Here is a 21,879-nt window from a genome sequence, read left to right on the forward strand (position 1 = left end):
TGTGCCGAGAGTACTTCACTAACCTCAAAACGCACCCCATGCTGTTCGGCATCTCGACGTCGCCCATTCGGGCGCGAGCCCCGCGGAGGGACCATGAACGACTCACGCCGACGCAGAACCGCCGCGGCGAGCTGTCTCGCGGTGACCGGAGTCCTGCTCGCCGCAGGCTGCGGCGGAAAGACGGCCGACAGCACGGCCGAGACTTCCTCGCTGAAGGGCAGCCCGGTCAAGGTGATGGTCTGGGCGCCGGAGAACACCCAGGGCAGCGCCCAGCCCGGCATCCACCTCACCGCCGAGGCCTACGAAAAGTGGATCAACGCCCACGGCGGGATCAAGGGCGGCCCCCTGAAAGTGGAGTTCTGCAACGAGAAGGGCGACCCGGACGAGGCCGAGAAGTGCGCCCAGCAGGCGGTGGCGGACAAGGTGGCCGCCGTCGTCGGCTCCTACAGCCTCGCCGGGGACCGCTACATGCCCATCTTGCAGAAGGCCGGCATCCCGTACCTCGGCGGCACCGGCGTCTCGGCCGCGGAGTTCTCCAACCCGCTGTCCTTCCCGGTCAACGGCGGCACCCCGGCGGTGTTCGCCGCCCACGGCCGCCAACTGGTGCAGCAGGGCTGCAAGAAGATCACCGGCGTCCGGTACGACGTGGCCGCCGCAGCCGTCGTCTCGCAGTTCCTCACCCTGGGCGTGATCTCGGCCGGAGGGACGGCGCCCAAGGACCTCAAGGTGCCGCTCACCGCCACCGATCTCGCCCCGCAGGTCGCCGCCACCAAGGGCAGTGACTGTGTGAGCGTCATCCTGGGCACCGCCTCCAGCCTGTTCGTGAAGTCCTACGTGCAGTCCGGTGACAAGACCAAGCTCGCCAGCGTCGTCGGCAACCTGACCCCGGCACTGGCCGCGAGCACCGGAGGCAGCGGCAGCCCGCTGGAGGGCGCCGCGATCACCGGTTACTACCCGCCGACCTCCGACGCCGTCTGGAAGGACTTCGTCGCGGCGGCCAAGGGCAAGGACATCGACACCGACAACGGCGCCAACGCGACGACCTGGGTGGCCTTCAAGGTCTTCACCGAGGCCGCGAAGCAACTGCTGACCGTCTCCGCCCAGGCGCTGGTGCGGGAGCTGAACACCACCTCGGGCATCGACACGGGAGGACTGACCCCACCCCTGACCTGGAAGGCGTCGACCGCCCTGCCGATCAAGGGACTTGACCGCATCCACAACACGACCGCCACCGAACTGACCATCCGCGACGGGAAGATCGAGTGGGCCAAGGCCGGATCGACCTTCGTCGACGTCCGGAAGGAACTGACGGCCGCGTCGTCCGGCTGAGCCGCCGGCCCGAATCATGAGGCCCCGTCATGAGGCCCCGTCGCGAGGCAACCGTCACGAGACCCAACCACCACGCCCAGTCACCAGGTTGAGTCTTCCGGTCGAGTCGTCCGGTCGAGGAGAGACCCCGTGTCCGACACCGCTGCACCCCTGATAGCGACCCGCGCCCTGTCCGCCGGATACGGCAGCCGGCCCGTCGTCAGCGACCTCGACCTGGAGGTCGCCCCGGGCGAGGTCGTCGCCCTGCTCGGCCCCAACGGCGCGGGCAAGACCACCACCCTCAGGGCGCTGTCCGGCGACCTGACCCCGATGAGCGGCGAGGTCCACTGGCTGGGCACCCCGGGCCACGCACCCCTGCACCGCCGCGCCCGCGAGGGCCTCGCCTACGTCGGGGAACGCGCGGTCTTCACCCGCCTCGACACCACCGACAACCTGCGGGTCGGACGGGTACCGCCCGACCGGGCCGTCGCGCTCTTCCCCGAACTGGAGAAACGGCTGAAGACCGGCGCGGGCATGCTGTCCGGAGGCGAACAGCAGATGCTCTCACTGGCGCGCGCCCTGGGCCGCACCCCGCGGCTGCTCCTGGCCGACGAACTCTCCCTCGGCCTCGCCCCGCTCGTCGTCGACCGTCTCCTGCGCGCCGTTCGCGAGGCGGCCGACCAGGGGCTCGGCGCACTGCTGGTCGAACAGCACGTGCGCAAGGTGCTCGACATCGCCGACCGCGTCTATGTACTGCGCCGCGGACGCGTCGTCATGACCGGCACCCCGGAGGAACTCCGCGCCGACCTCGACGCCATCGAGTCCTCCTACCTCGCGAAGAACCCGACGCAATGACCGCATGACCGTACGACTGATGGAGGTGGTTGCCGTGCCCAGCGCACGTGAGCAGATCCGGTCCCTGGTCCCCTCCGGCCGGACGTTCGACCAACCCGCCCGGGAAACAAGGGAGTTGCAGCTCGAAGCGGCACGGGAGGCCTTCGCCGCCCACCGCGAGCGCATCCCGCTGCTGCGCACCCGGGCCGAGGAGACCGGCACCGGGGGGATCGAGAGCCTCGACGACCTGGTCCCTCTCCTCTTCTCCCACACCAGCTACAAGTCCTACCCCCTCTCCCTCATCACCGGCGGCCGATGGGACCGTCTCCTGCGCTGGTACACGACCGTCTCGGTGGTCGAGCAAAGCGACGTCGACATCGAGGGCGTACGCGACATCGACGAGTGGACCGACCGCGTCACCGCCGCCGGCCACCGCCCCTACATCACCAGCGGCACCTCGGGAAAGGTCTCCTTCCTCAACTGCGCCCCGAGCGACCTGAGTTTCCTGCACGACATCCTCGACAACCTCACCTGCTGGCCCGATCCGCTGCCTCCCGAACCCACCCGCCGCGGCTATCTGCTCGCACCGGCGAGCGGTCCGATGCGCTCCATCGACGGCTACCGATGGCACGCGGACGTCTTCGCCCGGCCCGGACAGACTCATCTGCTCACCGAAGAGCCGATGCGGGTCTCCGAGCTGATGAGCAGCGCCCTGCTGCGCCGCCGGATGGCAGAGGGCACCGCGACCCCGCAGGAGATCAGCTCCTTCGAGAACGCGTCCGCGGCCCGCGAGGAGGAACTCGGCGCGGCCGTCGCCCGGATCGTCGACGACATCGCCGCCCACCACGGCGAGCCGCTGCTCATCGCCGGCATGAACAACCAGCAGTTCACCCTCATCAAGGCCCTCCGAGCCCGCGGCGTACCGGACGGGGGCCTCCACCCGGAGACCCTCGTCCTCAGCGGCGGCGGAAACAAGAACGGGGTCCTGCCCGACGACTACCAGCAGCAGTTCGCCGCCTTCTACGACGGCGTACGGCGGGTCCGCAGCTACGGCATGACGGAGCTTCAGGGCTCCTGCCCGGCCTGCGAGTCGGGCAACTACCACGTGCCGCCCTGGGTGATCCCGCTGATCCTGGACGAGCCCGGCGAGAAGCTGCTGAACACCGAACACGGCGTGGTGGAAGGCCGGTTCGCCTTCCTGGACGTCTCGTTGGAAGGCCGCTGGGGCGGGCTGATCAGCGGAGACCGGGTCTCCGTCGACTTCTCTCCGTGCGACTGCGGACGCGCGGGCCCGACCGTCCTGCCGGACATCCGCCGCTACGGCGACCTCGGCGGCGAGGACAAGATCACCTGCGCCGCGACACTCGACTCCTATGTGCGGGGGATGATCCACGGATGAGTGCCACCACCCTGCACGGCACGCCCCCGGCGGCGACGGAGGTCGTGCACGTGGTGCGCGGCCAGGTCGACGACGCCCCGCCCGTCGCCCACGGCCGAGCCGCCACGGCCTTCACCGCACCGGCACTCGACCTCGACCGCCTGGTGTGGCCGCGCACCGAGCCGGGCCCCGCCTTCCATGTGCCGGTCGCGGAGATCGTCGACCTGCTGGTGGAGACCGGCGAGGCCCTCAAGGCGGACCGCGAGGGCCTGCTCGCCGAGGCACTCGACCGCATGGTCCGGGTCAGCCCGCTGCCGGGCGAGGTCCTCGAACGCGCCTACGCCGTACTGTGGCGCAGTTTCCGGCGAGCGGGCCTGTACGCCCAGATCGACCACGAACTCGGCGGATCCGACGTGCTCGACGGCTGGCGCGAGGTGCACCTGCCCGACGACCGGACGGCATCCACCCGGGCGTTCCCGCCACGCCTGGTGCACATCATCGCCGGCAACGCACCGGGCGTCGCCGCCATGTCCGTCGTGCGCGGCGCCCTCACCAAGGGCGTCAACCTGCTGAAACTGCCCTCGAACGACCTCTTCACCGCGACCGCGATCCTGCGCACGATGGCGGCCGTCGCCCCCGGCCACCCCGTGGTCCGCTCGTTCTCCGCGGTGTACTGGCGCGGCGGCGACGAGGCCGTGGAAAGCGTCCTGTTCCGCCCCCAGTTCTTCGACAAACTGGTCGCCTGGGGCGGCGAGTCCACGATCCGCGGAGCACTGCGGTACGTGGGCCCGGGATTCGAACTGGTCTCCTTCGACCCCAAGACGTCCATCTCGCTCATCGGCAGGGAAGCCTTCGCGTCACCGGAGAGCCTTGCCCAGGCGGCGGACGCGGGCGCCGCGGACGCCACGTTCTTCAACCAGCAAGCCTGCGTGGCCAGCCGGTTCCAGTTCGTCGAGGGCACCCCGGAGGACGCCGACCGCTACGCCGCGCTCCTCTGCGAACGCCTCGGCGTGGCGCGGGAGTTCAGCTCGGCCGACGGCCCGCGCGTCGCCCCCGAACTCCGTGAGGAGATCGACGTACTGCGCAGCCTGGCCCCCGACTACCGGGTCTGGGGCGGCTACGACGGGCGGGGCCTGGTCATCCGCTCCCCGGAACCCGTGGACTTCCACCCCGACGGAAAGATCGTCGACGTCGTCCCCGTCGACACGCTGGCGGCGGCGGTCGCGCACGCCGGAGTCGCCACCCAGACGGTCGGTGTCTACCCGAACGAGCGCAAGGCGGAACTGCGCGACGCACTCGCCTGCGCCGGAGTCCAGCGAGTGGTCTCCCTCGGCAAGGCGGGCGGCATGCCACCGGGGCTCTCCCATGACGGCTTCTATCCGTTGCAGCGGCTGATGCGCTGGGTGAACGACGAGTGAGCACGGCACCGGGACCGTAATCTGCCAGGAAGCCCTACTGGATGTGAACGAGAAGGTCACCCACATTCCGCCCAGCAGGGTGAAGGACCCGTACTGGGCGGGCGTCATCGACGGCGCCAGGGAGGTCTGGGCCGTGGTGGCGGATCAGCTGCGCTGAACGGCCTTGCGATCGGGAGAGCGTGCTCGGTTCGGCGCTGCATGCGTGGATCTCCGCTTCGCCGGCGTGGACGCGGATGCGAGAACAACACCTGGCCGCCGGGCGACGGCGCCGCTCTCGCATCCGCTTCCGCATCCGGGCAGTGCGGCGCACGCCGGGACGCTTTCGTGTCAGGCGGGCTGCCAGGAAAGGATCCCCTGGTACTGCGCTTCGATGCCGGCTGCCGCGATGATGCTTGACGGGACCTGGTTCGCGTCGGTGATGTTGTGGTTGTCCTGGATCACGACGCCCTTGCTGTCGTAGTCGGCGGGACCGTTCGGCCAGTAGTTGCCTTCGATGTCCGTCGGGTCGTATGTGCCGTCGCCGGCGGTGTAGTTGCCGTGTTTGCTGCCCCAGGGCGAGACGCTGATGTTCCAGACGGCGTTGCCGAGGATGGACACGTAGGTGGCGCCGTTGTCGGTGTACAGGACATGGCCGCCGGAGGTGTTGAGCTGATCGTGGACCACGTTGCCGCTGACGTGTTCACCGGTGGCCATCGAGGTGCCGGTGATCCCGTTCGTGTAGACGGCTCCGCCGTCGCCGAGCAGCGACATGTGGTCGTAGATCAGGTTGTTCGAGATCGTGTTGTTGTGCGAGTAGTTGGGCTGTGCCGGCAGGCTCACCTTGTCGGGCCAGCCGCCCCAGCCGATGGAGATCGCTGTGTAGGGCACGTGGTCGATCTGGTTGTGCGTGATCGTCGATGTCTCGATGTAGCCGGCGTCGATGGCGATTCCGCCGCGGTATTCGGCGGCGGTGTCGTAGAAGTGGCTGTCTTTGACGGTGATCCCGCTGGTGTGTTGGGCGGCACTGGTCGGCTGGGGGATGTCCACGCCGCCCAGGTCCAAGCCGTTGCCGGAGATGTCGGTGAACACGCAGGCGGTGACGGTGGCGTTCTGCGACCCGTCGCCGAGGTCCAGGCCGGCCGCGCCGAGGTGGACGAAGTAGTCGTGGTCGAAGTGGATGCTCTTGTCGTAGGTGAAGCGCACCGCGCCGGGCATCTTCGTCCAGTTGCCGTAGGGGCAGGTGCCGCCGGACACGAAGTCGCACAGGCCCTGGGTGGCGTAGCCCTTGGTGCCGGTGACCTGGTAGGTGGCCTGGATCTCGGAGAAGCCGGTGCCGGTGTTGGAGGTCGTGTAGTTCGCGTAGCTGAACTGGATGCCCTGGAAGCCGACGTGGCTCGGCTCGTCCGAGGCCTTGCCCGAGGATGCCACCAGGGTGTCGAGCGAGGGTGCCTCGACGTCCGCGGTGGACAGGTTCTCCCCGGAACGCGGGATGTAGTAGAAGCGGTGCTCGCTCTTGTCCAGGTAGAACTCGCCCGCTTTGTCGAGGAGTTCGTAGGCGTTCTCCACCGCTGTCGGCTGCTCGGTGATGGACTTGCGGCCGACCAGGTTGTAGGTGCGGCCGGAGTCGTCGGTACGCATGACCCGCTGGGTGGAGTTGTTCCAGCACGGTTGGGCCATGGTGATGGCCGTACTCGTCACCGAGGCGACGGGACAGCGCGGCTCGGTCCACAGTCCGAGGCCGCCGCGGTAGACGAACTCGATCGCCGACGGGTTGCGCCAGCCGGCCATCGGGTCGCCGGAGGCCGTCGTGTATCCGGTCGCGGTCTGGGTCAGCGGCACCGGAAGGGTGCCTGCCGCGCGCTGGGCGCGCACGCCGTTGACGTAGAGCTGCCGGGTGTCCAGCCCGGTGGGCGCCGGGGCGGACCAGATGTTGCTGCCGCCGCTGGTTTTGGCCCAGTTGGTGATGTGGACGCCGCCGCTGATGACGGGGGTCTGACCGGCTGCCGCTTTCCACCAGATGGTGCCGGCCGTACCGCCGCCTGAGTCCGCGGCGGTGAAGGTCAGCGTCTTGGCCAGCCGGTAGACGCCTCCGGCCAGGGTCACGGTGATCGGACCGGATGTCGATGTGTCGATGGCCCGGACCGCGGCCTGGGCCTTGGTGAGCGTACGGAAGGGGGCGGCGGCGCTGGTCCCCGCGTTGTCGTCACTGCCGCTCGGCGAGACGAAGTAGGTGACCGCGGTCGCCGCGTGCGCGGGCAGGGTGAGTGCCGCGATGGGCAGGAGGGCGCAGACGAAGGCCGCGACAACCCGGTAAGACCCGATGAATAAGAGAAGTCGCTTCATGGGTCTGATGGCGCCTGGATGTTCGGTTGAGGGAAACATGCTGGCAAATTAGGGGTGTTGAGATGAGACGTCAATGACTGCGACGAAGAGACATCGGATCAATCGTCAGGGCCTTTCCCGGGAGCGACGCCGAGCGGCGGCGACCGGAACGGGGTCGACGCCCCGCACTACGGTGTTGGAGACGGACCCGATGCCCTGCACGGTGAGTGTCACCGTGTCTCCGGGTGTGAGCGGCGCCGGGGTCTGCTCGCCTCGGACACCCCACAGCTCGGCGAGGCAGCCGCCGTTGCCGCAGGTACCGGAGCCGAGGACGTCTCCGGGGCGGACGACGGTACCCCGGGAGGCGTAGGCCGCCATCTCCTCGAAGGTCCAACTCATGTTGGAGAGAAGGTCCTTCCCGACCACCTCGCCGTTGACCTCCGCCGTCAGTGCCAGCCGGAGGAAGCCGTCCGCGTCGCGGTGTCCCTCCAACTCGTCGGCGGTCACCAGGTACGGCCCGAGGGTGGTGGCGGTGTCCTTGCCCTTGCACGGGCCGAGGCCGACCCTCATCTCGGCGGACTGAAGGTCGCGGGCGGACCAGTCGTTGAAGACGGTGTAGCCGACGATGTGGGCGCGGGCCTGCTCGGGGGTGAGGTCGCGGCCCTCCGTGCCGATGACGGCGGCGACCTCGAGTTCGAAGTCGAGCACGCTCGAACCCGGGGGCACGGGGATGTCGTCGTGCGGGCCGTACACCGCGTAGGGATTGGCGAAGTAGAACGTCGGGGCCGCGTACCACCGCTCGGGCACACCGGCGGTGCCGTCCACGGACCGTCGTACGCCCTCGACATGCTCCTCGAAGGTGACGAAGTCCCGCACGGTGGGCGGCTGGAGCGGCGGCAGCAGCCGTACGTCGGAGACGTGGGGGCCGGCGGGGACGTCGAGAGCAAGGGAGCCCGCGTCGAGCAGTTCGGGCAGCCCGCCCCCCTCGGCGAGGAGGCCGGTCAGTGAGCTGACCCCGGGCAGCGGGTAGAGCGTGCCGTCCTCCTCGACGACGGCCACCTGAGGTCGGCCCCTGTGTTCGTACGTGGCGAATCGCATGGTGAGTCTCGCTCCGGAGAAGGTTCAGACCGGCGGGGCTACGAACACGCCGTGATCGGGGTCGTTGAAGGACTCCTTGGCGATCAGCTCGTTCATCGGGTTGGCGGTGCCCCACTGGTCGGTGACCTCGGGCCGGGAGAAGTCGTAGACGTGGGGGTGCCAGGTGTCCTCGTCCAGCTCCTCCAACTCCGTCGTGTACTCAACGGTGTTGCCGTGTGGGTCGAGGAAGTAGGTGAAGGTGTTGTCGCCCGCCATGTGCCGGCCGGGACCCCAGATCTTCTGGAAGCCGGCCCGGATCACACGTCCGGAGCCGCGCATGTACTCGTCGATGCCGCGCATCTCGAAGGAGACGTGGTGCAGGGAGGTGTGCGGGCCCTTGGCGATGGCCATGGAGTGGTGCTGGTTGCTGATGCGCATGAAGTGCATGACGTCACCGGCGTACGGCGAGCTGAGTGTGTCGGAGTGCCGGAAGCCGAGGTGCTCCTCGTACCAGGCGCGGGTCCTGTCCAGGTCCGGCGAGTTGAGGACGACGTGCGAGAGCTTGACCGGGATGGACTCCTTCTCCTCGATCTTGCGGTGCCGCCTGACCTCCACGTCGGCCGAGACCTCGACGGTACGGCCGTCGACGTCGAAGAAGCGGAAGCCGTAACCGCCGCCGGGGGTGCCCACCTTGCCCGGCTGGGAGATCAACTGAACACCACCGGCGAGGAGTTGCTCGGCGAGCGTGTCCACGTCGGCGGCCGAGGCGGCGCCGTAGGAGATCAGGTCGAGGCGCTTCTCGGCGGCCTTGCGCAGCCGTACGACGTACTGCTCGGGGCTGCCCTCGGCGGCGAGGAAGGAGATGCCGGAGTCCTCGGCGACCTGGGTCAGGCCCCAGACACCGGCGTAGAAGTCGAGCTGGCTGTCGTAGTCGGGCACGGCGAGGTCGACGTGCCGGAGATGGGTGAGCAGGCGGTTGCTCATGGCGGATTCCTCCTCAGGTGAGGTTGAGCAGGGTCGCGGCGTTCGCGCCGCGGAGGGAGTGGAAGTCGTGGTCGGTCAGATCCGCCGCGCGCAGTGCGGCCACGGGGTCGTCCGTGCCCATGTCGAAGGGGAAGTCGGAGCCGAGCAGGACCCGGTCGGTGCCTGCGGCTCGGACCAACTCCCGTAGCACGTACGGGTCGTGGACGAGCGAGTCGAAGTACAGCTGCCGCAGGTAGCTGCTCGGCTCCCGTGCGCAGCCGTGGGCGTCGGGGCGGGCCCGCCAGGCGTGGTCGGAGCGGCCGATGTGGGTGGGGAGGTAGCCGCCGCCGTGCGCCGCGATCAGCTTCAGGCCCGGGTGGCGGTCCAGGACACCGGAGAAGATCAGGTGGGAGAGGGCGACGGCGTTCTCGGCGGGCTGGCCGACGGTGTTGGACAGGTACCACTGGTCCAGGCGCTCGTCGAGGGTGCAGCCGAAGGGGTGCAGGAAGAGGAGGGCTCCCGTCTCCTCGGCCCGTGACCAGAAGGGCTGGTACGCCGGATCGGACAGTTCGCGGCCGGGCGCGTGCGAGGAGATCTCCACCCCTCGCAGTCCCAGCTCCAGGGCGTGGTCGAGCAACTTGACCGCGAGGTCCGGGTGTTGGAGCGGGACCAGGCCCAGGCCGTGCAGCCGGTCGGGGGCCTTCGCGCAGTGTGCCGCAGTGCCCCCGTTGGCCAACCGGCAGACGGTTGTGGCCAGTTGGGGATCGGCCCAGTAGTGGTAGTGCGACGGGGACGGGCTGACCAGCTGGATGTCCACGCCCTGCGCGTCCATGGCCGTCAGGCGGACAGCGGCGTCCGTCAGTTTCGGCACGCGCGCGCCGACCATCGGGCCGTTCACGGCCAGGGCGGCCGGGCCGTTGCGGCGGGCGTCGAGGGCGCGGGCCCCGGCGAGGCCGGGATCACCGGCGACGGCCTCCTCCACTTCCGGAAGCAGAAGATGGGCGTGGATGTCGATTGTTGGCGCGGAGGACGCGGTGGCGGTCACGGACGCTCCTTGAGGAGGGTCATGGTGCGGCTGATCAACCCGGCCATGTCGGCGTCGCGCACGCCGTCCAGTTGCCACTGGCCGATCTGTACGGATGCCTCGACGACGGTGCGGACCCGGGGGATACGGCGGTCGTAGAAGGCCTGGAACAGTCCGTCGCCCCAGTCCTGTCCGCTGCCGAGGAGTTCGGCGAGGACGAGGGCGTCCTCCAGCGACATGGCAGCGCCCTGGGCCATGGTGGGCGGACAGCAGTGAGCGGCGTCGCCGATCAGGACCACCCTGCCCCGGTGCCAGGAGCCCTCGACCAACAGGCGGTCGAACCAGGTGTAGTTGACCTTCTTCGGGTCGGTGATGTGCGTGGCGATCTCGGGCCAGGCCCCGCCGTAACCCTGTGCCAGGCGGCGCATCTCGTCGGCGCGGGCGGCCGGATCGATGGCGGCGCGGTCGCGGTTGGCCTCGACGAGGTAGGCGTAGATCGTGCTCTCGCCGGTGGGGCAGTAGCCGGCGATGTAGGCGGGGCCGCCGTAGGAGAGGTCGGTCCTGGTCACGCTCGCGGGCCGGGGTGCGGCGATGCGCCAGATGGCCATCCCGGTCGGCTCGGGCTTGTCGCTGATACCGATCGCGGCGCGAGTGGCCGAGCCGAGGCCGTCGGCGGCGATCACCAGGTCGTAGCCACCGGTCGTGCCGTCGTTGAAACGCACCGAGACGCCATGGGCGTTCTGGGACAGGATCTCGGCGGTGGTGCCCAGCCGGATGCTCGCGCCGGAGGCGCGGACCGCGTCGATGAGGATCTGCTGGAGTTGGGGGCGCTGCATACCGAGGGTCGCAGGCAGGTCCTTCCCGCCGGTCCGGATGTCCTCGGCTTCGAACAGGACGGTTCCGTCCGGGGCGGTCACGCCCAGCGAGCCGAAGGCATACCCGGACGCTTTCACCTGGTCCCAGACGCCGAGTTCGTGCAGGACCCGCAGTGCGTTGCCCTGGAGGGTGATGCCCGAGCCGGTGGTGGCGTTCCAGTCGGGCCTGGCCTCGATCAGGTCCACGTCCATGCCGGCGCGGCGCAGCAGGATGGTGATGGCGTTTCCCGCGGCGCCCCCGCCGATGACCAGGACGGTGGGTGGTGTCTCTCCAGCCCGGGGCCGGGGGAGGGTTGTGCTGTCAGCCATGTCGGGGGATACCTCCCGGGTTGGGCCGCGCGGCTTCGGGCGGCGGGGGTGCGGCTCGCGTGCAGGGGGTGCGGACGGACGGGATTCCTGACGGCGCGGCGGATCGGGCTACTTGACGGCGAGGGGGTTCACGGGGGAACCGACCGCCCCGGTGATGGGGAGGGGAGCGGCGGTGAGCCAGAACTCGTGGACACCGTCGTCGGCGCAGTCGGCGGCGAGCGCGTCGAGATCCCACATCTCGCCGATCAGCAGGCCCATGTTGGGGATGGCGACCTGATGCAGCGGCTGGAAGGCGTGGTCGAACTCGTTCGGCCGTACCTCGAAGCCCCAGGTGTCGGTGGCGATGGCGGCGATCTCGGTGGAGTGCAGCCAGGCGGCCGTGGTGAACGACAGCCCGGGTGCGGGTCCGCCCGCGTACTCGCCCCAGCCCTCCCGCCGGGCGCGGGCGAGCCGCCCCGTGCGGACGAGCACGATGTCACCGCGGCCGACCCGCACGCCGTGGGCGTCGGCGGTCGCGGTCAGGTGTTCTTCGGTGATCGCGAAGCCGTCGGCCAACTCGCCGTCGACGCCGATGACTTGGCCGACGTCCAGCAGCACCGCGCGCCCGGCGACATGGGGCGCCATATGCTCGATGCCGGTGACGAGGTCGCCGTCGGAGGTGACGACCTTCTCGGCCGGCCGGCCGTTCCACGCCTTGCCGTGGTCGAAGATGTGCCCGAGCCCGTCCCACTGCGTGGAGCACTGCAACGGCATCGCGATCACGTCGTCGGCGCCGCCGATGCCATGCGGGAAGCCCTGGTTGCCGAGGGCCGCGTCGGTGCCGGTGTCGAGCATGGTGTGCACCGGGTTGGTACGCCGGCGCCAGCCCTTCTGGGGGCCGTTCATGTCGAAGGACTGCGAGAGCGAGAAACTGACGCCCCGTCGGACCAGTGCGGCCCCCTCGCGCCGCTTGGCCTCGTCGAGGAAATTGAGGGTGCCCAGCACGTCGTCCGTGCCCCAACGCCCCCAGTTCGAGTACGACTTGGCGGCCTCGGCGATCGCGCCCTCCGGGTCGCTGCGGTCCAGGCTCATGCCGACACCTCCGCCACACAGCGGGTGTGCTGCACGCCCAGGCCGGTGATGGAGCCCTCCATGACGTCGCCGTCGCGCAGCAGCCGCCCCCAGTGCATGCCGTTGCCGGCCGGGCTGCCGGTCAACACCAGGTCTCCCGGCTGGAGTTGGGCGCTCTGGGAGATGTACGACACCAGCCGCGCCACGCCGAAGAGCATGTCCTTGGTGGACTCGTCCTGCATGGTCTCCCCGTTCAGCCTGAGGGTGACGCGCAGGTCGCCGGGGTCCGCGACGGACTCGGCCGGGACGAGCCACGGGCCGAGCGGGGTGAAACCGGGCGCGTTCTTGCTGCGCAGCCAGTCGGTGCCGATGGCCTTCATGTCCTTGCGGAAGACGGTGGCGCGGTCGGTGAGGTCGTTGGCGATCGTGTATCCGGCGACGTATCCGAGGGCTTCCTCGGCAGAGACCCGGTACGCCGGCTTGGCGATCACGGCCGCCAACTCCAGCTCCCAGTCCGGCTGTCGGGCCCAGGCGGGGAGGACGACGTCGTCGTAGGGGCCCGTGACGGCGCTCGGCAGGCCGATGAACACGTACGGGAGGTCCTCCGCGGCCCGGCGGTCCATGACCGCGGCGATCTCCGCGCGCGCCTCCTCGGCCGTGCGCGGGTCGTCGGGGGAGCGGTGTGCGAGCTCCAGGTCGATCACGTGCTGCCGGTAGTTGGCGCCGGACTGGAAGATCTGGCGCGGCTCGATCGGCGCGTGCACGCGCAGGCCCTCCAGGGGCCGCCAGCCCAGGGTGTCGTCGTCCACGAGCGAGCGCAGCACGGGGAGGGTCTCCTCCCACCGCTCCACCACGGCGCGCAGGTCGGACGGCGCCCGGTCCAGGGTGCTGCTCAGGTCGAGTACACGCTCCTTCGCCAGGAGGCCGGGAAACGGATCGCCCTCCTGAGTGGAGAACGTGCCGAGCGCGAACGGGCCGGCAGGTTGCGCGAGCGTTGCCATCAGATTTCCTCCTGCTGGGTTGCGGTCTACTGTGGCCTCCCCCGGTCAATCACGGAAATAGATCCTGTGGATGTGCGTCATCCACGGCGTGGATGACTTCTGCTCGTATCGGCGGTGCCCGGTGAACCTGTCCCGACTCGACCTCAACCTGGTCCTCGCGCTGCGCGCGCTGCTGGAGGAGCGCAACGTCACCCGGGCCGGCGAGCGCGTCGGGCTCAGCCAGCCCGCGATGAGCGCCGCGCTGTCCCGGCTGCGCCGTCACTTCGACGACGAACTGCTCGCCCGTACCGGCAACGTCTACGAGCTGACACCCCTCGGGGTGGCTTTGCGGGATCGCAGCGCCACCGCCTGCGATCTGCTGGAACGGGTCTTCGCCAGCCAGGCCGACTTCGATCCGGCCGCGGAAAGCCGGGTGTTCACCCTGCTCGCCTCCGACTACGGCGCCGCCGTCTTCGGCTCCGCGCTCGCCCGCGCCCTGCACCAGGAGGCACCCGGCATCCGGCTCGCGTTCCAGCACTCGACGCCGGCGGCGGTGGAGAACACGGCCACCGTGCTGAGCACCGTCGACGGTCTGCTGCTGCCGCACGGCATCATCGACGGTTTCCCCGCCGTCGACCTCCACCAGGACCGCTGGCTGTGCATGGTCGCCGACGACAACCCCGAAGTCGGCGACGAACTCACCCTCGACCAGCTGGCCCGTCTGCCCTGGGCCGTCTACCAGCGCCCATACGACGCCCCGGCCGCCCGGCAGCTCAGCATGATCGGGATCAGCCCCCGGGTGGAGGTCTCGGTGCAGACCTTCCAACTGCTGCCCCACATGGTCGAGGGCACCCGGCGGGTCGCGATGATCCAGGAGCGCCTGGCGCGCCGGGTCATCCGCTCCGCCGCGGTACGGGTCCTGCCCTGTCCGTTCGAAGCGGTGCCGGTGCGGGAGGCCATGTGGTGGCACCCCGTGCATGCGCAGGACGCCGCGCACATCTGGCTGAGGCGCAAGGCCGCGGAGGTGGGCGCGACGCTCACGGCAACCCCTTGAGGAGGCGGGGCCGTATAGAGCGTGCGACTACGCCTCCTCGTGCGCGGCTCCCCGCGCCCGTCACCGCCGTGATCAGAGCGCTCGCCGCCGCGAAGCCGACGCACACGCCGACGCGCGGTACCGGCGGAAGCGGCTGCGGCTCGGCGGCGGCCGGTCGAGCGGCTCCCCGCGCCGAACTTACGAGGGCCGCCCCGCCGTACGTCCGCGCCGCGTTCGCAGACCCAGCGCGACAGCCGCGGTCACCACGCCCAGTACCCCGACCGCGCCTGCCAGACTCCCCACCGCCGACTCCCCGGCGAGCAGCACCAGCGGGCAGACGAACTCGCCGCCGAAGAAGGCCGCCATCCACAGCCCCGTGCCGCGCCCGCGGTCCTCGAACGCCAGCCGGGACATGGCACTGGTGAGGAGCGCGGGCAGCAGCATGCCGGTGCCCACGCAGTTGACGACCGCTCCGACGACCAGCAACGGGGCGTTCCCCGCGAGGCACATCACCCCGAAGCCGACCGCGCAGAGCGCGAGAACGCCGGGCAACATCGGGTCCGGCGAACGCTTGAGACGCGCGAAGGCGATCGCACCGCCCACGGTGGCGGCGCTCGCGATCGCGGTGGCCAGGCCGATCACACCGGAGTTCGCCACCCCCAGGTCGTCCAGCAGATACGACATCTCCACCGGGACGGTGTAGAAGACCATCGCGCCGAAGAAGGTGAGGGCGCAGATTCCGGTCAACGGCCGCCAGGGAAAGGCGGGTTGGCCGACTCCGGGGGAGGTTTCCGCGCTGCCCGTGCGGGATGCCGGGTTGGTCAGCACGGTGGCCATCAGCGGGGCGAGAACCAGGCTCACGGCGTAGACCCAGAAGGGCACGCGCCAACCCGCCGACCCGGCGGCGCCGCCCAGCAGGAAGAAGGCGGTGGCCGACGCGGAGGCGCACATGGTCTGTAGGGCGAGGTACTTCACCCGTCGGCGGCCCGAGTAGTAGTCGCCGATCAGGGTCGTGCAGCACGTCATGATCGCGGCCTCGGCGACGCCCACGAGAGCGCGGCTGACGATGATCGCCCCCAGGGAGTCCAGCCAGAGCGGTGCCGTGCCGAACACGGCGTACAGGAGGGTCGCCGTGATCAACAGGCGTTTGCGGCCCAGCCGGTCGACGATCAGCCCGGCGAAGGGGGCCAGCAGTGCCAGCGCCAGCGCCGGGACGGTCAGCGCGAGCGGGACCAGCGCCTTGGCTCCGGGGAGGGACGCGAAGTGGTCCTGCATCTTCGGGAGCACCGGAGCGATGAGCACCGCGCCCAGGATCGGCAGACAACTGCCGGCCATCAGCAGGGCCACGCGCAGCAGATGAGCCGGACCCGCGACGGGGACGGACGATGGAGCGCCGTCGTCGACGGCGGTGGGGGACGGCGAGGGAAGGGAACCGGGCATGGCGACTCCGAGGGCGGTGTACGGGAGCGGGCATGCCTGACACGGGCGCCGAGACGCACGGCATGCTGGGGACGGCCGCACACCGGCCGGTCCGGACAGCGGCGTGCGGGTAGGGACGACTATGGGTCGCCGGGAGGCCGGTCGCCATCCTCCGCGCGATCCGAATGCCCTATCCCGCTCATCCACACCATGGATGAGCTGCCCGTACACCGAGAGCAGCCGAGTTCAGATCCAGCTGTCGAGCCACATCCTGGCGTGCCAGTCGGCATACGGGATCGTCTGGTCGCTGTAGATCGGGAAGAAGTAGATGAAGTTCCAGGCGATGAGCAGGACAAGGACGCCCGCGGTCACCGCACCTCGTACGCGGCGTTTGTCCGTCGCGCCCGGTGGACCCATCAGGGCTCCGAGCATCATCGTCACGGCCAGGCTCAGGTACGGCACGAAGACGACCGCGTAGAAGGAGAAGATCGTCCGGTCCTGGTACAGGAACCAGGGCAGGTAGCCCGCCCCCACGGCACACAGGACGGCCCCCGAGCGCCAGTCGCGGCGCAGTGCCCACCGGTACAGCAGGTACACGAGCGCGCAGCACGCCGACCACCACAGGAGCGGCGTCCCCAGGGCGAGGATCGTCCGCGTGCAGGCGGCCGTCGTGTGGCAGCCCTCCGTCCCGGGTTCCGGAGAGTCGTAGGAGAACAGCACCGGGCGGCCGAGGACGAGCCAACTCCATGGATTCGACTGGTACTTGTGGGGAGTGTGCAGCCCCACGTTGAACTGGTACACCGCGTGCTCGTAGTGCCACAGACTGCGCAGCGGGGCCGGTATCCACGACCAGGTGCCGCCGCGGCCGTCCGCCCAGTGGCGTCCGTAGCCGTCGTCGGACAGGAACCAGCCGGTCCACGTGAGCAGATACGTCACGACGGCGACCGGGACCAGGGACAGCACCGACCGGCCGAGGTCCTTGCGGAGCACCGCGCGGTAGGGACGGGATGCCCCCGCGACTCGTCGGGCGCCGACGTCCCACAGCACGGTGAGGATCACGAAGAAGGCGAGGAAGTACAGGCCGTTCCACTTGGTCGAGGCCGCCAGCCCCAGGAAGAGGCCCGCCGCGAGCCGCCAGGGACGGGCTCCCGTACCGGCATGGTCCCCGGTCGGTCCGTCCGGGCGTACCCGGCCGTCGTCGTCGGCGGGCAGGGCCGCCGCGAGCCGGGCCCGCGCACTGTCCCGGTCGATCAGCAGGCATCCGAACGCCGCCAGTACGAAGAACATGACGACGAGGTCGAGCAGGGCCGTGCGGCTCATCACGTAGTGCAGACCGTCCAACGCCATCAGCGTCCCGGCCAGGCAGCCCAGCGGTGTCGAACGGAAGAGCCGGCGTCCGGTGCGGCACAGCATCAGCACCGACAGTGTGCCGAGGACCGCCGTCATGAAGCGCCAGCCGAAGGGGTTGAGGCCGAACCCCCACTCGCCGAGGGCGATCACCCACTTGCCTGTCGGCGGATGCGCGACGAAGGCCCCGGTGTCGGAGAGCGGGATCGTCTGCGGATGGGCCAGGATCTGCGGGTCGGAGATCTTGCTGTTCGGCCAGGTGCCCTCGTATCCGAGCCGCAGCAAGGACCAGGAGTCCTTGGCGTAGTACGTCTCGTCGAACACGACTGCCCGCGGGCTGCCCAGGCGCCAGAAACGCGGCAGCCCGGCGAGCAGCGTCACGAGCAGCGGCCCGCCCCAGCCGGACCAGCGCGCCAGCCGCCACGCGATGGTGGGGGGAAACCCGAGCAGGCGCCAGAACCGGGGGTCGGGTTCGGGGAACGGCACGACGAGACGTTCGTACACGGACGTACGCGGACGCTGGGCGTACCCGAAGCGGCGCAGTCGCTGCTCCCAGGCCAAGGGTCGGCTGACCGCGGCCACGGGTCGGCTGACCGCGGCCTTCCGCGGCTCGTCGACGGGCGCGGAGGCGCGTTCATGGGTCACGTGCTGCGCTTTCTGGATTGTTGAGATCATGACAGGTTGGTGGGGCTGGTGCGTGCGACCCGCGTCGAGTACGACGGGGAGCGGTCAGGAGGCAGCCGTCGGGACGCTCGCAGCTCGCCGGGGCGCTACCTGGCCGACGATCCTCGCGGCATCGGCACTTCGTGCGCGGAGGAGGCAGGGCGGACCGTCGACGGCCCGGGAACGGACTCGGCCGAGGTCACCGGGCGCGGTTGTGGGCCGGCGGGGCCGCCCTGCGCGAACACGCCCGGCAGGACCAGCAGTCCGACCCCGGCCATGGTCACCACGGAGCCGGTGACGGTCCAGGCCGTCCGGACCCGTTTCCGGGCACGGATGCCGAGTGCCAGACGGCGACGGTGCCGGTCCTCGAAGCGGGTGTCCTCCTGCGGCTCGCGCATCATGCGCGCCAATTCCTGTTCGAAGGGGTCCATGGTTGTCTCCGCACTCCTCACTCGACCGTCTCGACCGTCTCGGCCAGGAGTTGCCGCATCCGGGCGACACCGCGTGCCGTGAGGGAACGGGCGGTGCCCACGGGGCACCCCAGCACTTCCGCGACGTGCCGCTCGGGCAGGTCCTGGTAGTAACGCAGCACCACCGCGGCCCGCTGCCGTGCCGGCAGCAGCGCCAACATGGCCTCCAGTCGGGTCCGTTCGTCGACGGCGGCGATCTCGTCTCCTGCCTGGGGCTGATCGGGCAGCCGGTCCGCAGGGCGCTCTCCCCACCAGCGGCGCCGCGCCGACCGGGCCGCGGCGCGGGTGAGGATCGTGCGTACGTACGCCTCCGGTGCCTGCTCAGCCACTTTCGGCCAGGCGAACCAGAGCTTGACCAGCGCCTCCTGGAGCAGATCCTCCGCCCGGTGCCGGTCCCCACCGGTGAGCAGCCGCGCCAGGTGCAGCAACGCAGGCCACCGAGCCGCCACGAACCGGTCGAACTCATCGGTCCGCGACCGCCCCATCACCGTCCCCCTCGCCCCCTGCCGAGCATCCCGGCATCGACCGCGTACGCCACGGCGCACCCGCGGACACGCCCTTACATCCTGTGAAAGGCCCTGGCCCCTCTCCCGCTATGCATCAACGGAATGTGGCGTGGGTCACGCCGTCGGTCCGGGCCTTCTGTCCTCACCGGGATGGTGCGATCGCCGAGCCCCGACCAGACGGCACGGCGCCGCGGTGTCGCCGCAGCGCGTCCCGTACCGAACGAGAACGCAGACAGGCGCCGATCGTGACGGCCGCGGCTGCCACACCATACGTCCACGCCTGGAGCGGGAAGCCGGGCAGGAGCCGGCCGGCGAGATAGAGGACGGTGCCGGCGAGGGTGACGGTGAGCCACTCCCAGCGGCCGTCCAGCGCCACGAGGGCGATGACCAGCAGGGAGTACCAGGGGTAGCTGGGTGAGAAGAGGAGCAGCGCGGTGCCGGTCAGCAGCAGGGCGCCGCGCCAGGGGCGGGCCGGGTCTCCGCGCCACCACACGTACAGCGCGATCAGCGCCAGCAGTGCCGCGGCGGTCACCGCGGCGGCGGTGTCCGGCAGGAGCAGTCGCAGCAGGGCGAAGCGGTGGATGTTCCCTGACTCGTAGCCCTCCTCGTGCAGGTACCCGGGCAGGTATCCCAGAACGCCGGTGCCGGAGGCGATGACGTAGGGCAGATAGGCGAGCGCGACAGCGGCGACGGCGGAGGCCGTGACGCGCAGGACGCGCGCCGGACCGCGCTGCCCCGACAGGGCGCCGGGCAGGGCCAGCACGGGCAGGATCTTCACGGCGATCGCGAGGCCGAGCAAAGCTCCTCGGCGGGTGCCGGCGACCTTGGTGCCGAGTGCGAGTACGACGAACAGCACGCCAAGGGTGTCGATGTGGGCGTTGTTGACCGCCTCGAAGGCGACAGCCGGACACCACGCCCACAGGGCGGCCCGCGCCGGGGCCCGCCGCGGATCACCGCGACGCCGCAGGACGACCAGCAGGGCCACGGCGGTGCCGAACGCCAGGACCGCGCCGCCGACCTGGAGCGGCTTGTGTCGGCTGTCGGGCGGCGAGACGGCGTGCACGGCCAGGTACCACCCCTCGGCCACGGGCGGGTAGATGGTCGGCACGGCCGGACGGTTCATCCGTATGCACAGGCCGTCGGCGGTATGTGTCAGTCCCCAGTCGGTGCAGGCTCCTTCGGTCGGGAAGAGCCAGCCGTCCCGCAGGCGGGTCAGTTCGGGCGCGGCGGGCGGGTAGGTGTAGGGGGAGATTCCGGCCGCCTGGACACGGCCGTCCCACGCGTATCGGTACATGTCGTTGCTGGTGCGCGGCGGCGCGGCGAGACCGGCCACCGCGACGGCGGCGGCGCCGAGCAGGACCAGGACGGTCGCGGCCCGGGCCGGAACCCTGCGGACGGTCCAGACGGCGGCGGCGAACAGGGCCCAGGCGACGGCGTATCCGGCCAGGAGACGGGCGGGCGCGCTGTGGTTGTCGCCCGCGTGAAGGGTGTTCACGACGACGGCAGTGAGCGCGGCGAGGAGTACGGCGGTGGCGGCGACGGCCAGAGGGGCCGTTCGGCGGCCCGCCGGGGCGGCGGTGTCCGAGGGTGGGGGCGTGGAAGAGCCGGAGCCCGGTGGACGGTGGGTGGCGGTGTCGGTCATGGCCGCACGCCCGCCGGAAGTGACGTGGCGGCGCTCTCGCCGTAGGCCGTGAGGAGTTCCTTCTGCCGGAGGAGTTCCACGAAGGGACGGCTGCCCGCGATCCACCGGCCGGTGACCATCCAGCTCGTCGCGTGAGCGGCATGAAGCAGTGCTGTCACGCCGACACGGGCCCAAGGGAAGGGCCTGCCGTGGCGGCCGTGGGCGTCCTCGACGCGGACGGTGAGGCGTTCGTCCACGTCGTCGCCCGCCGCTTCGACCAGCAGTCGGCCGCCAGGGCGGACCAGACCGTGCAGGCGGCTGAGCAGGGTCACCGGGTCGCCACCGATGCCCACATTGCCGTCCATCAGCAGGATGGTGTCCCACCGGCCCTCTCGCGGCAGGCGGTCGAAGACGGAATGGCGCAGGGCGGCCCCGCCGAGACGCCGGGTCCGGGCCACGGCGGCCGGGCTGACGTCCACGCCGAGAGCCGGGATTCCGTGTGCGGCCAAGGCGGCCACCAGGCGCCCCGGGCCGCAGCCGACATCCAGTACGTGTCCGGTGCAGCGGCGCAGGATATCGGTGTCGGCGGCGTCGGGGGCCGCGCACCAATGCTCCACGTCCAGCGGCAGCAGCTCCGTCGCCCCTGGGGTGCCGGGTGTCAGGCGGCGCAGATAGAGCGGTCCGCGGCCCGTGCGCAGGGCCTGGGCATAGGGGTCTTCCACCCAGGGCTCGCCGGGTTCCGCACGAGTGAGCGGCCGGGCGGGCAGCGCGGAGGCGGCGAGCCGTGCGGGCATCGCGTGCAGGGACAGCGGCAGTGGTCCGGTCGCCGTCGATTCGGCGGTTCTGGTCGCGGTACCGGTCACCGGGCGACCTCCGCCGGCATGGTGGCGAAGCGCGAGCGGGGGAGCAGGCCGGGGTCAAGGGAGGCGTCGCGGTCGCGGAAGCAGGCGACGTCGGCCGTGGCGGCCACCGGACCCGCGTGGCACGCCGCGCCGAAGCCGTCCAGGACCCAGGGCAGGGCCTCGACTTCGTCGCGGCACGGCAGCACGACGTCCGCAGGAGGAGGGGAGGTCTCGATCACGCCCTTCACTCTACGAACGCAAAGCGGGCATAAGGGATTTGATGTTCTTACAGATCGCTGACGTCACTGTTCCATCCGGATCGCGGACGGGACGGGAGCGCTTCGCCCTCACCGTGAAGGGCGACGGGCCCGCCAAGGCGCCGCGCCGAGGCGGCCCGGGCAGTCCGGACCGCGCCCGCGCATCGCCGGCTGCGCAATCGGCCGCTCACCCTGGACCCCGCT

General features: G+C 70.6%; 18 protein-coding genes and 1 pseudogene. 5 read left to right on the top strand and 14 right to left on the bottom strand.

Annotation, left to right across the window (positions count from 1 at the left end; translation table 11 throughout):
- Positions 1-93: 93 nt before the first annotated feature.
- From ACIRB1_RS36495 to ACIRB1_RS36510, 4 genes are all read left to right on the top strand, one after another.
- Positions 94-1,329 carry an ABC transporter substrate-binding protein gene (locus tag ACIRB1_RS36495; RefSeq protein ID WP_352181782.1) on the top strand — a complete coding sequence of 412 codons (1,236 nt, stop codon included), beginning with the start codon at positions 94-96 and terminating at the stop codon, positions 1,327-1,329.
- Between the two features lie 129 nt (positions 1,330-1,458).
- Complete coding sequence (locus ACIRB1_RS36500) at positions 1,459-2,163, top strand: ABC transporter ATP-binding protein (RefSeq protein ID WP_352181783.1); 705 nt, start codon at positions 1,459-1,461, stop codon at positions 2,161-2,163.
- A gap of 4 nt (positions 2,164-2,167) precedes the next feature.
- Positions 2,168-3,541 carry a hypothetical protein gene (locus ACIRB1_RS36505; protein ID WP_352181784.1) on the top strand — a complete coding sequence of 458 codons (1,374 nt, stop codon included), beginning with the start codon at positions 2,168-2,170 and terminating at the stop codon, positions 3,539-3,541.
- Positions 3,538-4,938 (top strand): acyl-CoA reductase, encoded by a 1,401-nt coding sequence (locus ACIRB1_RS36510; RefSeq protein WP_352181785.1) that lies wholly within the window; start codon positions 3,538-3,540, stop codon positions 4,936-4,938. The genes ACIRB1_RS36505 and ACIRB1_RS36510 overlap by 4 nt, the downstream gene beginning before the upstream one ends.
- Before the next feature lie 327 nt (positions 4,939-5,265).
- On the opposite strand, the gene ACIRB1_RS36515 is transcribed toward ACIRB1_RS36510, so the two are convergent.
- From ACIRB1_RS36515 to ACIRB1_RS36545, 7 genes are all read right to left on the bottom strand, one after another.
- Positions 5,266-7,260, bottom strand: a complete 1,995-nt coding sequence (locus tag ACIRB1_RS36515) for a right-handed parallel beta-helix repeat-containing protein (protein ID WP_352181786.1) — start codon at positions 7,258-7,260, stop codon at positions 5,266-5,268.
- 105 nt (positions 7,261-7,365) lie between these two features.
- On the bottom strand, positions 7,366-8,337 hold the full coding sequence (locus ACIRB1_RS36520; RefSeq protein WP_403468534.1) for a fumarylacetoacetate hydrolase family protein: 972 nt from the start codon (positions 8,335-8,337) through the stop codon (positions 7,366-7,368).
- Between the two features lie 24 nt (positions 8,338-8,361).
- Positions 8,362-9,300 carry a VOC family protein gene (locus ACIRB1_RS36525; protein ID WP_403468535.1) on the bottom strand — a complete coding sequence of 313 codons (939 nt, stop codon included), beginning with the start codon at positions 9,298-9,300 and terminating at the stop codon, positions 8,362-8,364.
- A 13-nt stretch (positions 9,301-9,313) separates the two neighbouring features.
- The gene (locus ACIRB1_RS36530) at positions 9,314-10,324 is read right to left on the bottom strand and encodes an amidohydrolase family protein (RefSeq protein WP_403468536.1); all 1,011 of its coding nucleotides are present in this window, start codon (positions 10,322-10,324) and stop codon (positions 9,314-9,316) included.
- The gene (locus ACIRB1_RS36535) at positions 10,321-11,487 is read right to left on the bottom strand and encodes an FAD-dependent oxidoreductase (RefSeq protein ID WP_403468537.1); all 1,167 of its coding nucleotides are present in this window, start codon (positions 11,485-11,487) and stop codon (positions 10,321-10,323) included. Before ACIRB1_RS36535 ends, ACIRB1_RS36530 begins: the two co-directional genes overlap by 4 nt.
- Positions 11,488-11,595: 108 nt before the next feature.
- Positions 11,596-12,558: a cyclase family protein gene (locus tag ACIRB1_RS36540; protein ID WP_403468538.1), complete on the bottom strand. Its 963-nt coding sequence runs from the start codon at positions 12,556-12,558 to the stop codon at positions 11,596-11,598.
- Positions 12,555-13,538, bottom strand: coding sequence for a fumarylacetoacetate hydrolase family protein (locus ACIRB1_RS36545; RefSeq protein ID WP_403468539.1), 984 nt, complete (start codon positions 13,536-13,538; stop codon positions 12,555-12,557). Before ACIRB1_RS36545 ends, ACIRB1_RS36540 begins: the two co-directional genes overlap by 4 nt.
- A 121-nt stretch (positions 13,539-13,659) precedes the next feature.
- Between ACIRB1_RS36545 and ACIRB1_RS36550 the strand changes: the two genes are divergently transcribed.
- Positions 13,660-14,571: a LysR family transcriptional regulator gene (locus ACIRB1_RS36550; protein WP_352181793.1), complete on the top strand. Its 912-nt coding sequence runs from the start codon at positions 13,660-13,662 to the stop codon at positions 14,569-14,571.
- Between the two features lie 177 nt (positions 14,572-14,748).
- Here ACIRB1_RS36550 and ACIRB1_RS36555 read toward each other — a convergent pair whose 3' ends face one another.
- The 7 genes and pseudogenes from ACIRB1_RS36555 to ACIRB1_RS36585 form a co-directional block, all read right to left on the bottom strand.
- A complete protein-coding gene (locus ACIRB1_RS36555) occupies positions 14,749-15,990 on the bottom strand; it encodes an MFS transporter (RefSeq protein ID WP_403468540.1) in 1,242 nt (413 codons plus the stop codon).
- A 225-nt stretch (positions 15,991-16,215) separates the two neighbouring features.
- A complete protein-coding gene (locus ACIRB1_RS36560) occupies positions 16,216-17,991 on the bottom strand; it encodes a dolichyl-phosphate-mannose--protein mannosyltransferase (RefSeq protein ID WP_403468541.1) in 1,776 nt (591 codons plus the stop codon).
- Positions 17,992-18,086: 95 nt separating this feature from the next.
- A complete protein-coding gene (locus ACIRB1_RS36565) occupies positions 18,087-18,410 on the bottom strand; it encodes a hypothetical protein (RefSeq protein ID WP_352181796.1) in 324 nt (107 codons plus the stop codon).
- Between the two features lie 17 nt (positions 18,411-18,427).
- Positions 18,428-18,934, bottom strand: a complete 507-nt coding sequence (locus ACIRB1_RS36570; protein WP_403468542.1) for a SigE family RNA polymerase sigma factor — start codon at positions 18,932-18,934, stop codon at positions 18,428-18,430.
- Between the two features lie 163 nt (positions 18,935-19,097).
- Positions 19,098-20,597 carry a glycosyltransferase 87 family protein gene (locus ACIRB1_RS36575; protein ID WP_403468543.1) on the bottom strand — a complete coding sequence of 500 codons (1,500 nt, stop codon included), beginning with the start codon at positions 20,595-20,597 and terminating at the stop codon, positions 19,098-19,100.
- Positions 20,594-21,370 (bottom strand): class I SAM-dependent methyltransferase, encoded by a 777-nt coding sequence (locus tag ACIRB1_RS36580; RefSeq protein WP_403468659.1) that lies wholly within the window; start codon positions 21,368-21,370, stop codon positions 20,594-20,596. Before ACIRB1_RS36580 ends, ACIRB1_RS36575 begins: the two co-directional genes overlap by 4 nt.
- A gap of 110 nt (positions 21,371-21,480) precedes the next feature.
- A pseudogene (locus ACIRB1_RS36585) lies at positions 21,481-21,657 on the bottom strand (glycosyltransferase); the annotation flags it as partial.
- Positions 21,658-21,879 lie beyond the last annotated feature (222 nt).

It is taken from the genome of Streptomyces sp. NPDC096013 (assembly GCF_044763565.1).
Classification (GTDB): Bacteria; Actinomycetota; Actinomycetes; order Streptomycetales; family Streptomycetaceae; genus Streptomyces.